Annotated in this window: 10 protein-coding genes; 5 read left to right on the plus strand and 5 right to left on the minus strand. The window is 39.5% G+C overall.

What is annotated here, in order from left to right:
• The first annotated feature begins 75 nt into the window (after positions 1-75).
• The 5 genes from WDJ61_RS18085 (at position 76) to WDJ61_RS18105 (ending at position 5,986) form a co-directional block, all read left to right on the plus strand.
• Positions 76-837 (plus strand): ABC transporter ATP-binding protein, encoded by a 762-nt coding sequence (locus tag WDJ61_RS18085; protein ID WP_338752302.1) that lies wholly within the window; start codon positions 76-78, stop codon positions 835-837.
• Positions 827-2,773: an ABC transporter permease gene (locus tag WDJ61_RS18090; RefSeq protein ID WP_338752304.1), complete on the plus strand. Its 1,947-nt coding sequence runs from the start codon at positions 827-829 to the stop codon at positions 2,771-2,773. The genes WDJ61_RS18085 and WDJ61_RS18090 overlap by 11 nt, the downstream gene beginning before the upstream one ends.
• Positions 2,770-3,000, plus strand: a complete 231-nt coding sequence (locus WDJ61_RS18095) for a hypothetical protein (RefSeq protein WP_338752306.1) — start codon at positions 2,770-2,772, stop codon at positions 2,998-3,000. The genes WDJ61_RS18090 and WDJ61_RS18095 overlap by 4 nt, the downstream gene beginning before the upstream one ends.
• Positions 3,001-3,460: 460 nt before the next feature.
• On the plus strand, positions 3,461-4,387 hold the full coding sequence (locus WDJ61_RS18100) for an L-lactate dehydrogenase (protein WP_413789109.1): 927 nt from the start codon (positions 3,461-3,463) through the stop codon (positions 4,385-4,387).
• 27 nt (positions 4,388-4,414) lie between these two features.
• A complete protein-coding gene (locus WDJ61_RS18105) occupies positions 4,415-5,986 on the plus strand; it encodes an L-lactate permease (RefSeq protein WP_338752311.1) in 1,572 nt (523 codons plus the stop codon).
• 97 nt (positions 5,987-6,083) lie between these two features.
• Here the strand turns inward: WDJ61_RS18105 and cydC are convergent, their stop codons facing one another.
• The 5 genes from cydC to WDJ61_RS18130 all read right to left on the minus strand — a co-directional run bounded on the left by cydC (position 6,084) and on the right by WDJ61_RS18130 (position 13,335).
• On the minus strand, positions 6,084-7,820 hold the full coding sequence (gene cydC / locus WDJ61_RS18110; protein WP_338752313.1) for a thiol reductant ABC exporter subunit CydC: 1,737 nt from the start codon (positions 7,818-7,820) through the stop codon (positions 6,084-6,086).
• Positions 7,817-9,538, minus strand: a complete 1,722-nt coding sequence (cydD, locus tag WDJ61_RS18115; RefSeq protein ID WP_338752315.1) for a thiol reductant ABC exporter subunit CydD — start codon at positions 9,536-9,538, stop codon at positions 7,817-7,819. Before cydD ends, cydC begins: the two co-directional genes overlap by 4 nt.
• A complete protein-coding gene (cydB, locus tag WDJ61_RS18120; RefSeq protein ID WP_338754839.1) occupies positions 9,538-10,551 on the minus strand; it encodes a cytochrome d ubiquinol oxidase subunit II in 1,014 nt (337 codons plus the stop codon). The genes cydD and cydB overlap by 1 nt, the downstream gene beginning before the upstream one ends.
• Positions 10,548-11,945, minus strand: coding sequence for a cytochrome ubiquinol oxidase subunit I (locus WDJ61_RS18125; protein WP_338752317.1), 1,398 nt, complete (start codon positions 11,943-11,945; stop codon positions 10,548-10,550). Before WDJ61_RS18125 ends, cydB begins: the two co-directional genes overlap by 4 nt.
• A gap of 352 nt (positions 11,946-12,297) precedes the next feature.
• Positions 12,298-13,335, minus strand: coding sequence for a YeiH family protein (locus WDJ61_RS18130; protein WP_338752319.1), 1,038 nt, complete (start codon positions 13,333-13,335; stop codon positions 12,298-12,300).
• Positions 13,336-13,550: the final 215 nt, after the last annotated feature.

A 13,550-nucleotide genomic window follows, 5' to 3' on the forward strand; every position in this document is an offset into this window, starting at 1 on the left:
AGGAGAAACCTACTCGATCCTTTTATAATAAAGAAGAACATAATCAATGAATCTTTCAAAAGGGAGCTTGTTCATATGACGATTTTAGAAGCAACAAAAATTCATAAAAGTTATGGAAATAAATTCAATAAGCAAGAAGTATTAAAGGGAATTGATTTAAACATTGAAAAAGGGGAATTCGTCAGCATCATGGGTCCTTCCGGTTCAGGGAAAACAACTTTGCTGAACGTACTCTCCTCCATCGACCAAGTAAGCATGGGCAATATTAAAATTAACGGAAAGGAAATGACTAACCTAAAGGAAAAACAATTAGCGGAATTCCGTAAGCACCATTTAGGCTTTATTTTTCAAGATTATAACTTACTGGACACATTGACCGTTAAAGAAAATATTCTTCTGCCATTGTCGATTACGAAAATATCGAAACAAGAAGCGGAGCAGAGATTTCAAGCACTAGCGATGGAATTAGGCATTCAAGAACTAAAAGATAAATACCCAAGTGAAATTTCCGGCGGTCAAAAGCAACGGACATCAGCTGCGCGAGCATTCATTCATCATCCAAGCATTATTTTCGCTGATGAACCGACTGGCGCCCTTGATTCAAAATCCGCTTCTGATTTATTAAATAAACTAAGTGAACTAAATCAAAAACGACAAGCTACGATCATTATGGTTACACATGATCCTGTCGCGGCCAGCTATTGCAGCCGAGTTATTTTTATTAAAGATGGCCAAATCTACACTCAGTTAAATAAAGGAAATGAAGATCGACAAATGTTTTTCCAAGGCATTATGAAAACACAAGGTGTGCTAGGCGGGGTGCAACATGAGCATTAATCAACTCATCCTCCGAAACTTGAAAAAGAATATAAAGAATTACTATCTTTATATATTTGCTTTAGTGTTTAGTGTGGCGCTTTATTTCGCCTTTGTTACTTTGCAATACGATCCAGCGATGAATGAAGTAGAAGGGTCCATTAAAGGAGCCGCTGCCATTCGAACAACGTCGATTTTACTTGTTGTGATCGTTTGGATTTTCCTTCTATATGCGAACAAAATTTTTATGAAACGACGAAGTAAAGAGATTGGCTTATTTCAATTGATTGGACTGACGAAAAATGAAATCTTTCGCCTTCTAAGCATCGAGAACTTTATCCTTTATTTCAGTTCACTAATAATTGGAACCTTTGGAGGGTTCTCTATTTCTAAGCTAGTGATGATGATTTTATTTAACATACTAGGAATTGAAGAAGTAGCTACCTTGAATTTTTCGATGCAGGCATTTATTCAAACATTAATCGTGTTTACGGCCATCTATCTCTTCATTTTATTAACCAATTACATCTTTATTAAAAAACAAACCATTTTGTCATTGTTTAAAGTTACATCAACAACAGAAGGTAAAGTGAAGAAGATATCGATATTTGAAATCATTCTTGGGATCACAGGAATCGTTTCCATCGCAGTCGGCTACTATACTTCATCAAGATTATTCTTCGGTGACTATACCACGATGCAAGAACTATTCCTTGCTATGACCTTTATTCTCACAACGGTGATTGTCGGAACATATCTTTTCTACAGAGGATCGGTCCGTTTCATTGGGAATATCATTAGAAAAAAGAAAGACGGCCACTTAAATATTAATGATGTATTATCACTGTCATCGATTATGTTTCGCATGAAATCGAATGCCATGTTATTAACGATTATTACAACTGTATCGGCCCTTGCTATTGGTTTATTATCGTTAAGCTATATTTCTTATTACTCCGCTGAAAAAACAGGGAAAAACTATGTACCTCATGACTTTTCAATGACAAACGAACAACAGGCCAAACAATTGACAAAAGAATTCGAGGCTCAAGGTATTTCATATAGCGAACAAAAAATAGAGGTCCTTCAAGTTGAAGTGGATCTGAAACAAATACTAGATACAGAGGAAGACAGCCCAAGCTTGCCTTCTGAAACGATGCCATTTCCTGTCATTAGTGACGAAGTGATAAAAGACATGGACCTCTCCGCAGACGAAGCGATGTTTTTCGGCTACGCAGACATGTTTAAAAAATTCATGCCGTTAAAGGAAACAGGACAGATAGGATTAAAAGGGAAAAGTAAGGTTCTGACACAGAAATATGTTGGATTAAGTAAAGAATTCATCGTTGCCTTTTATTTCACTGCTGGAGGGTTACCGACTTTAGTGGTGGATGACACCATTTTTGATCGCTTAAAGAAGGATCTTGATCCAGCTATTCAAAAAGAGTCCTCTATCTATATTGGCATTAATATTAAAGATGAGACTAAGGTAGAGAAAGCAAATGAGATATTTAAACAGTTTCCTTTCAGCGAAGAATTGGCCAATCACTCACAGCTAGAAATGATCACCCAACAGAAATCGAATATGGGACTCATTATGTTTATCGTTGGCTTCTTAGGACTCACTTTCTTGATCACATCCGGCTGTATTCTATACTTTAAGCAAATGGATGAGAGCGAAGAAGAAAGAGACAGTTACACCATCCTAAGAAAGCTTGGCTACACACAAAGTGATTTACTAAAAGGAATCCAAATTAAACAGCTCTTTAACTTTGGAATTCCGTTAATCATCGGCCTGCTTCACAGCTACTTTGCCGTCCAATCTGGCTGGTTCCTATTCGGTACTGAACTTTGGACACCAATGATCATCGTCATGGTCATCTACACCGGCCTATACTCCATCTTCGGCCTGCTATCCGTGCTTTACTACAAAAAAGTAATAAAAGAAGCACTTTGACAAACAAAAGCGGAAGGTGCTGTTCAGCGGCGTATGGACTGGATCGCTCCGCACGAGATAAAGGAAACACGATGAACGTCAGTGAATCGATGTTGACTTATCGTAAGAAGGAGAGAGGAAGTACAATAGCCGCTAGCGCCTGGAGCTGGACGACAACAAAAGCGGAGCCGACTGCCCTGGGCGACAAGCAGATGCCAGACCGGCAAAATGGCGTTCTTCAGCCATGAAGTCGGACTGGCATCTGACTCGAGCCCCAAGGAGGCAAAGCTAGACGATAACAAAAGCGGAAGGTGCTGTCCAGAAAGTCAATTTTCACTGACTTTCTGGACACTTCTTTGACCTTGCCAGCACTTTCTTCGACTTTCTGCTCGCTTCTTTGACCTTGCCAGCACTTTCTTTGACTTTCTGCTCGCTTCTTTGACCTTGCCAGCACTTTCTTCGACTTTCTGCTCGCTTCTTTGACCTTGTCAGCACTTTCTTTGACTTTCTAGCTGTTTCTTATTCCCCTTACACCCAAAAAATAACAATTAATAGAAGGATTTATTCTATATAAATGAAGTAAAATAAATTTATGAAAAATTTCTCAAAAAAATTTAGTGGAAAAACAAATCAAAATGTGTTATTTTTTATGTCGGTTTCTGAAATACTTTGCGAATCTGATTCAATTGGAGGGAATTTTCTTTGGAGATGACATTAGGAAATAAAGTGGTATTAATTGGAACAGGTGCTGTCGGCTCAAGTTATGCATTTGCTTTAATGAACCAGGGAATTAGTAATGAACTCGTTCTCATTGATTTAAATGAGGGAAAGACGAAAGGCGATGTCATGGATTTGGATCACGGAGTTGTGTATGCGCCTAGTCCAATGAATATCACTTTTGGTTCGTATGAAGATTGTAAAGATGCTGCAATCGTCGTCATTTGTGCAGGAGCAGCACAAAAACCAGGGGAAACTAGATTAGATCTCGTCCATAAGAATGTAAAAATTTTCGAATCAATTGTTGGCCAAGTGATGAATGCTGGATTTAACGGTATCTTTTTAGTCGCTACCAATCCAGTTGATATTTTGTCTTACGCGACATGGAAATACTCTGGTCTACCGAAAGAGAGAGTCATCGGCTCAGGAACTGTATTGGATTCAGCCCGCTTCCGCTTTTTACTAGGCCAAGAATTTAACACTGCACCTACAAGTGTACATGCCTATATCATCGGCGAGCATGGCGATTCACAACTTCCTGTTTGGAGCTCAGCCAATATTTCGAGCATACCGGTTGCATCAAAGCTAACAGATGAACGCAAGGAAGAAATCGCTGTACAAGTACGTGATGCCGCGTATAAAATTATTGAAGCGAAAGGCGCTACCTATTACGGAATTGCGATGGGATTAGCCAAAATAACGAAAGCTATTTTGCAAGATCATCAGATCACCTTACCGGTTGGTTCACTTTTAGAGGGCGAATACGGACATCATGATGTATACATTGGAGTGCCTACCGTTTTAAATAGAACAGGTGCCAAAACTGTCTTAGAGCTCTCACTAAATGAAAAGGAACAAGCTCAATTTGATCATTCCGTGAAAACATTGAAAGAGATTCAAGCACAGGTTTGGAAATAATTCGATTCACGAAGAGGAGTCTTAACTATGTTAGTAGAAACATTTGATCCATTTAATCATCTCGGCATCTCAGCATTAGTTGCTGCGGTGCCCATCATCTTGTTCCTTTTATGTTTAACGATCTTCAAAATGAAAGGACTAAATGCAGCACTACTTAATTTAGCTGTTACATTTGCTATTGTATTTTTCGTCTTTAAGTTACCAATGGGCGAATCCGTCGGCAGTGTGATCCAAGGTTTGATTCAAGGAATTTTCCCTATTGGATATATTATTGTTATGGCTGTTTGGTTATACAAAATCTCGGTGAAATCCGGGCAGTTTGACACTTTGCGTGGAAGCATTTCCAACATTACACAAGATCAGCGCCTTCAGCTTTTACTAATCGGCTTTTGCTTAAATGCCTTTCTTGAAGGAGCAGCTGGCTTTGGTGTGCCAATTGCCATCTGTGCTGTATTGTTAATTTCATTAGGCTTTCAACCATTACAAGCAGCGATGCTTTGTTTAATTGCCAATGCCGCAGCCGGCGCGTTTGGAGCAATTGGTATCCCTGTAGGTATTATTGATACATTCGGTTTAGAAGGGGTCACTTCAGCAGATGTATCTAAGATGAGTGCATTTACTTTACCACTTACAAACTTTGCGATTCCTTTCTTATTAATCTGGGTGCTAGATGGATTTAAAGGAATTAAAGAATTACTTCCAGCTCTTTTAGTGACATCAACGATTTATTCCGTTTCTCAAGCATTCATGACGGTTTTCGTTGGTCCAGAGCTAGCTGATATTATTCCAGCTTTAATCACAATGGGAGCCTTAACGGTATTTCTTAAAAAATGGAAACCGAAAAACATCTTTTTACTTAACGGAAAAGAAAGCAAGCTTGAGACATATTCTGCTGGCGAAATTGTCAAAGCATGGTCTCCATTCTTATTGTTAACGGTTTATGTATTAATTTGGAGCTCCGCTGCTTTTAAAAGCTTATTTGCTGAAGGTGGATTCCTTCACGACTCCATCATCCAATTTGTGATTCCAGGTTCTTCGATCAATATAAGTCTAGATTTGATCGGCGCAACAGGAACGGCCCTATTACTTGCTTGTTTAACAACGATTGCAACAACGAAAACAATCAATTTCGCAGAAGGGTTTGCACTTCTGAAACGAGCGATTGTTGAATTTTGGACTCCAATCATTATGATCTGTGCCATTATCGGTATCGCTAAACTGATGACTTATGGTGGATTAACAAATGCATTAGGAGAAGCTGTCGCAACGGCCGGAAACATCTTCCCGTTATTATCTCCAGTCTTAGGATGGATTGGCGTATTTATGACAGGATCTGTTGTTAACAACAACACATTGTTCGCCCCAATTCAAGCAACAGCTGCTCATATCATTGGAACAAATCCAGCATTATTAGTGGCAGCGAACACAGCCGGGGGAGTAATGGCAAAACTTGTCTCTCCACAATCCATTGCCATTGCTACAGCAGCAGTTGGCGCGACTGGACAAGAATCAACTTTAACAAAAATGGCTCTCAGATACAGCTTTGGGTTACTTGCCTTCGTATGTATTTGGACATTTATTTTATCGTTGTTTTTATAACATAGCTCTAAAGGTCTGATGACCATATAGTATGATAAACAGTTTTTATATCAATCAAATGCAAAACCTCCAGTCCGCTATGGGCTGGAGGTTTTTCTTAAACTTTAAACGGTCGATCAAGTATATAAAGACGCTGATAACGCTCATTTGTATCCAATAGCTGTTCGTGAGTACCTTGCAATATCACTTTTCCCTGATCGAGAAATAACACACGATCTGCTTTGTGAACGAACGCTAAGTGATGCGTAATCCACAAGATAGATTTTTCTTTTAGCACATCAAATATCGTCGTAAGCAATTCCTTCTCTGTTAATGGGTCAAGCCCTACCGTTGGCTCGTCTAAAATCACAATCGGTGCATCTTGCAACAAGATACGGGCAAGAGCAATCCGTTGCCGTTCCCCTCCAGAAAAGCGACTTCCCATTTCATGCATCGGTGTTTCATAGCCATTCGGTAAAGCTTCAATCAAGTCATGAATTTTCACTTGCTTCGCCGCTTCATACACCTCTTCATCCGTTGCATCTGGGTGTCCTAAGCGAATATTGTTTAAAATCGTCGTATCAAACAAATGCGGATTTTGGTTTAACACAGCAACCCAGTTGGAGATATAATCACTCATGCGAGTCGTAGCTACGCCATTTAACGTAACGGCCCCTGCTGTTGGAGGTACAACCCCTTCAATTAATTTAAGGATCGTTGATTTTCCCGATCCGCTTGGTCCTAATAAAGCAATATGTTCACCTTGATTGATAGAAAAGCTAACATCCTCTAACACATTACGATGCTCCTCATACTGGAAAGAAACATTTTCGAGCTTAAGAGTGAACGATTGATCATTTGCCTCAACGATCGTTTCATCATGCTCATCGATCGTTTTCTTGTCATCTGATTCAAGATTTGATAGGCGATCAATTGAATCTTGATACGATGGAATTTCACTGATTGCGTTTGACAGTGGCAAGAAGGCTTCTGTTAATGGAAACAACACTAATACAAAAGCAGCAATCAGTGTATAGTCAATCCCACCACTGGTACTTGCATTCGCTGTCCAAGCTAACATCGATACAACCATTACCGCGATCACAACTTGCGCCATAGAGTTTCGCCATCTCATAAAGCGATTGCGCTTCTGTTCTAACAACAATAGTTCATGTTCTGCACGCTCATACTCTTCAATAAATTCCTTTTGGCGTCCACTATATTGCCAGTCACTTACGCCCATCACCGCATCCGTTAATTGCCCATAAAGAGCATGACGATCTTGTTTAATCTGTTGTACTTTCGCTTTCATCACAAGCAGAGAAACAAACGGAAACAGGAACACTAATACCCCCGCATAAATCGCCATAAGAAGAGCAAATGGCCATGAGAAAAACCCAAGTGCAATAACCGCGATCAAGTAAAGAAACAGGCTCACTAAACTAGGAAAGACCGTTTTTAAATAAATATCTTGAAGCCGTTCAATATCATCGGCTAGTATCCCTAATACATCTCCTGTCTTTAATGTTGAACGTGGATGTAATACTTGTGGTTCAATGAGTTGATACACTTTTAATCGCATCTTGGAAAGAATCTTCAATACAACGTCATGCCCAACTAGTCTCTCAATATAACTCGATACTGCTCGTCCAATACCAAGTGCTCGAACGCCGACAATCGGAATATAAATCATCAGCAAGTTTTCTGGTCTTGTAGCGGCTTTAGAAATTAAGTATCCAGAGGTATACATTAAGAAGGATGCCGAAAAGACGGTTAGCAACCCTAATAAAACAACAAATACCAGCAATAGTTTGTTCTCTTTTAAATAAGGGAGAACCCAGCCTTTATCGTTCATGTCTCATCCCCCATTTGTATTTTCACCATCTGATAGTACTGTCCTTTCTTTCTCATAAGCTCCTCATGCGTGCCTTCTTCCACAATATTTCCTTTATCTAAGAAATAAATATAATCCATCTCAAGCATCCAATGAAGTCGATGAGTGGCCAGTAACACAAGCTTATCTTTAAAGAGGTTAAGAAATTTTGCTTTCAAATCGTATTCTGTTTCAATATCTAAATGAGCAGTTGGCTCATCTAGTAAAAGCAACGGGCGATTTTCAAGAAAAGCACGAGCAATCGCTACTCGCTGAGCTTGTCCACCACTAAGTGATCGTCCACCTTCACCAATTTTTTCTTGAAGCCCGTTAGGAAATTCCTCTAGTAACTGCGATAAGCCTGCCTGCTCGGCCGCCCACTGTACTTCTTCCATCGTGGCCTTCGGTTGATAAAAAGCAATATTGTTTAATAACGTATCTTGAAACAAATAAGGCTGTTGAGGAATATAAATTAATTGCTCTTGCCATTCTTTTCTTTGCAAGTGAGTAAATGATTGTCCGTTGATGTTGATGCTGCCTGAATGTGTCTCAACAAAGCCACCGATCAGATCAATGAGCGTTGATTTCCCCGCACCACTTTCGCCGACAATACCGATCTTCTTGTGTCCTTTGATAGACAGCGATACATCGGCAAGGGATGGGTTCCCCTCTTCTTCATGTTGAACAGTCACAGAAGATAATTCGATGCTAGTGTCTTCACCGACACGATCAAGCGGTTGTCTTTCTTCCACCTTAAAATGAGGAATGGAAGCAATCTCTTTTAATTTCTTTCCCGCTTCTTGCCCATTTAACGTCGCATGATAATCCGAACCAACCTCTCGTATAGGGAGGAAATACTCTGGTGCCAAAATTAAAATCGTCAATGCCGGCTGTAGCAGCAATTCCCCTTCGACTAAACGAAGCCCTAAGAAAACAGCCACCGTAGCCACCGAAAGCATCGTAAAGAAATCCATCGCAAACGATGATAAAAAAGCAAACTTCAATGTTCCCATTGTCGTTTTGCGGTAGCGATCACTCACCATTTCAATCTTTTGACCATGCGATCGACTTAACCCTAAAAATTTTAATGTTTCTAGTCCTCTTAATGAATCGACAAAATGATTAGATAGAACTCGATACATTTTCCACTGCTTATCTGCCTTTTTCTGAGCGGCCCAGCCGAGTAAGATCATAAAGGCAATCAAAATCGGTAAAGTCACAATTAAAATAATGGCAGACGTGCGATCTTGGATCCAAATATACACAACAATCAGTGCAGGAATAATCGCCATATTCACCATCTTCGGCGTAAACAACATGATGTATTGCTTAAACTGAGAAATACCATCTAACAGTAACGTTACAATGTTCCCCGTTCCAAGTTGTTTAGCGGCACGAGGTCCTTGATGAAATAAGCTATTTAACACCTCTGCACGTAATTTCGCCCCTACATTCGCTGCATAGCGATCTACCATTTTATGTTTTACATGTTGAATCCCATGACGAGCCAATAAACTAAGCACAAACCAAAGCGTCTCTACATACACCTCTTGAAAAGGGCCGGAATTAAAAAGATGAGTGACCACTTCTGCAAGCATAATTGCTTGCAGAAGAATGGACACTCCTTGTAACACTGTCAATATAGTAAGAGACGCTAATAATTTTTTCATACCTTCATATTGAAGTAATTGTTTATCCATTAATAAACCATGTCCTTCCCATCTACACGTTTACGGAATACATAGTAGCTCCAAATTTGGTAACCTAGAACAAATGGAAGAAGAGTAAAAGCAACGATCGTCATTACTTTTAAAGAATAAGCACCCGATGCTGCATTATAAACAGTTAAATCATACGCACTGCTGATCGAGCTAATCATCACGCGAGGGAATAATGCAACAAAAATCGTTGCAATCGTTAAAGCGATTCCCATACCGCTGAAGAAAAAGCTCCAACCATCTCGTTGCTGCTTTAGCGTAAAGATCGATGCCACATAGCAAACAACGATTAGTCCAATCATAGGGATTGTTACATTTTCTCTATACGTAAATAAATCTGTGTACTCAGAAGAAAGTGCAACGAAGGCAACAAGAGCGACGATCACAGCAAACACCACTTTTTGGGCCAGCTTGCGAGCACGTACTTGTAAGTCTCCCACTGTACGTAACGTTAAAAATACCAGTCCGTGCATTAAGCATAATAATGTCACAACTAATCCGCCTGTAAGAGAATACACGTTCACGTAATCTGTGAATCCCGCATTTAATGTCATCGTTTCATCAATTGGCATTCCTTTTAACAGACTCGTAAATAAAACTCCGAATAAAAATGGCGGCAGTAAGCTTCCGATAAAGATGACCCAGTCCCAAGTATTCGTCCACTTAGAACTGTTAACTTTTCCTCTAAATTCAAATGCTACACCACGACCAATTAAAGCAAGTAAAACAAATACGAATGGAATGTAGTATCCACTAAACATAGTTGCGTACCAGTGTGGAAAAGCGGCAAATATCGCTCCTCCTGCTGTAAGTAGCCATACTTCATTCGCATCCCAGAAAGGACCAATCGTATTAATCATCATTCTTCGTTCCAAATCATTTTGCCCTAGAATCCGTCCAGCCATTCCTACACCAAAATCAAATCCTTCAAGGAAGAAGAAGCCGATAAACAGAACAGCTATGAGAATAAACCATAATTCACTTAACTCCATTATTGGTAAGCCTCCTTATCAAACGGATCGATAATGTCGTTCATATCTTTAGAATCATGGCCATGCTCTGTTCCCTTTTTAATCTCTCGAACGAACAAGTAAACCAACACAATCCCAAGAATTAAATAAATCGTTGTAAAGGCGATAAACGAGAACAATAACTCGTTATATGAAACATTAGGTGAGATAGAAGCAGACGTTGTCATCAGACCAAATACCGTCCATGGTTGACGACCAATCTCTGTCATAACCCAACCGGCTGTATTCGCAATAAACGGAAAAGAAATCAATCCAACCATAATTCTCAAGAACCATTTCTTATTCATTAACTTGTTTTTGAATTGAAGCCATAATCCTAATAGTGAAAATAGGATCATCACCATTCCAGCCCCAACCATGATTCTAAAGCTCCAGAACGTCGTTTTAACAGGCGGAATATAGTCTCCAGGGCCATACTTCTCTTCATACTCTTTTTGAAGCGTCAACATGCCTGGCACAGAACCTGAGAACTTCTCATAAGTTAAGTAGCTCAATGCATATGGAATAGCAATTTCAAATGAATTTTCTTGTTTTTCAACATCAATTTTGGCAAATGCTGTCCAAGGAGCAGGGTCTTCACTATCTTCCCACAATGCTTCACTAGCTGCCATTTTCATTGGCTGCGAATGCATTAAATGCTGAGCCTGAGAGTGACCACTAAAGGCAATCCCGAATCCAGAGATAAGCGCCACGACCATAGCCATATTAAAAGATTTAGTAAAAAACTCTGTTTCTTTTTTCTTTAATAGTTTATACGCACTCACGCCACCAATGAAGAATGCTCCTGTCGCAAATGCACCAAAGATCACGTGTGGAAACTCCACTAATAGCTGAGGATTTGTCAATAAAGCAAAGAAGTCATTCATCTCAGCTCTTCCATTTTTTATCTCAAAGCCCACTGGCTCCTGCATAAATGAATTGGCTGCTAAGATCCAAAGAGCCGATAACATCGTTCCAATCGACACAAGCCAAATACACATTAAATGCACTTTCTTAGATAAGCGGTCCCAACCGAAAATCCATAATCCGATGAATGTGGACTCCATAAAGAAAGCAAGCAATGCTTCAATCGCAAGCGGCGCACCAAACACATCACCCACAAATCGCGAGTATTCTGACCAGTTCATTCCAAACTGGAACTCCTGAATAATACCAGTCACAACCCCTACCGCAAAGTTAAGAAGGAATAAATGTCCCCAAAACTTCGCCATTTTCTTGTAAATCTCTTGTTTTTTCACTACATAAAATGTTTCCATTAACGCTACCATAAACACAAGTCCGATAGACAATGGAACAAATAAAAAGTGAAAAATCGTAGTAGCCCCAAACTGAAGTCTAGCTAACAACAACTCATCCATTTGTTTCCCTCCACATTTTCTGCGTTTTGTACCCTAGAGTTGATCTTTGTTCACAAATTCACATTTTATCTAACATAGTTACTATTGTAGACCAGACGTATGGAGAATTTATGAGGTCTTTTTAAACAACTTGTGATAGATTTGCGTACAATTTGTGACAACCTTCACATAATCGAGTGTTCAAATCCATACCTTATGACTTATATAGTTGACAAAAACAAGAAAAAACCATTTTCATGATGTGGAGGTTGAAAAATGGTAAATAGAAGCAAATAAAAAAGAGTCTAATCCTCATATAAATAAGATTAGACCCTAGATTTATCAGGTATATAATAATCTAGATAGTTTCATGTTAAACAATAAAGAAAGCGATGATCGACAACGCCACGGATGTGATCGTCATCGCCAGAAGAGGACGTAAAGCTCTTGTACGCAAATCCTTCAAGTTTACATTGAGTCCAAGTCCGACCATTGCTGCAGTTAACAACCATGTTGTTAACGTGAAAACGGCATTCATCACACTTTCAGGCACCTCAATAGAATGTCCAAATACATAACTCCCTAGAATACTTAAAATGATAAACCCAACAAGAAACCATGGATATTCCATCTTTGTATTCATTTCTTCGGAGCCTTTATTTTTACGCTTCATCAAAAAGATGAATACAAAGCAAAGTGGGACAAGTAGAAAAACACGACCTAATTTAGCTAACAAAGCGATTGCTAACGCATCTTCTCCTGCTGGTTCGGCCGCCAGTGCAACATGGGCAAGTTCATGGAGTGTCATTCCGGACCAAACTCCATATTGAATATCGTCCAAAGGTAAAAATGGACGCAAAATGGTGTAAGCAATTGCGAAAATTGTTCCCATTAATGCGATAATCCCAACACTGATCGCCGTATCCTCATCCTTTGATTTGATAATCGGTGCGACCGCTGCAATGGCTGCTGCCCCGCACACTCCTGTTCCAACTCCAAGCAACAAAGATATCATTTTATCGGCTTTAAGTATTTTTGCGAGCCAAATAGTCGCAAAGATAGCAAAAATAATGACCCCTGCATCACGTATTAAAAGCCCTATCCCATCACTGAGAACGGTAGCGATGTTCAATTTTAAACCGTATAAAATAATAGCAACCCTCAGTAACCTTTTTGATGAAAAGGTGATTCCAGATCGCAAGGCTTCAGGGTACCCAAAAATTTGACGATACACAATCGCAATAATAATCGCGCATGCCAGTTGACCAACATAATTAAATCCGGGAATTAATGCTAATAAATATCCTAATAAAGCAATAAAAAATGTGAAGGCGACCCCACCTGTCCATGCTGCTTGAGGCGAAAGTTTTTTCTCTCTCTGTTCGACTATATCTATCTTTTCTAACCCCATCAAAAACACCTCCTACTTCAACTATAATGGAAGTTCTTCTATAAGAAAAATAACTATTTATGATGATCATAATAAGTAAATTGATATAATAGATAAAGTGAAACTTTATTCAGTGGCGGGGTTCTTCATCCCCTGCTGATAAAAGAAGAACAAAGGCTAACGTCGCAACGTCCTGTTGCAACGCCTTTGTAACCTGCATCGTGCAGGCCCGAACG

This window comes from Bacillus sp. FJAT-52991 (assembly GCF_037201805.1).
Classification (GTDB): Bacteria; Bacillota; Bacilli; order Bacillales; family Domibacillaceae; genus Bacillus_CE; species Bacillus_CE kandeliae.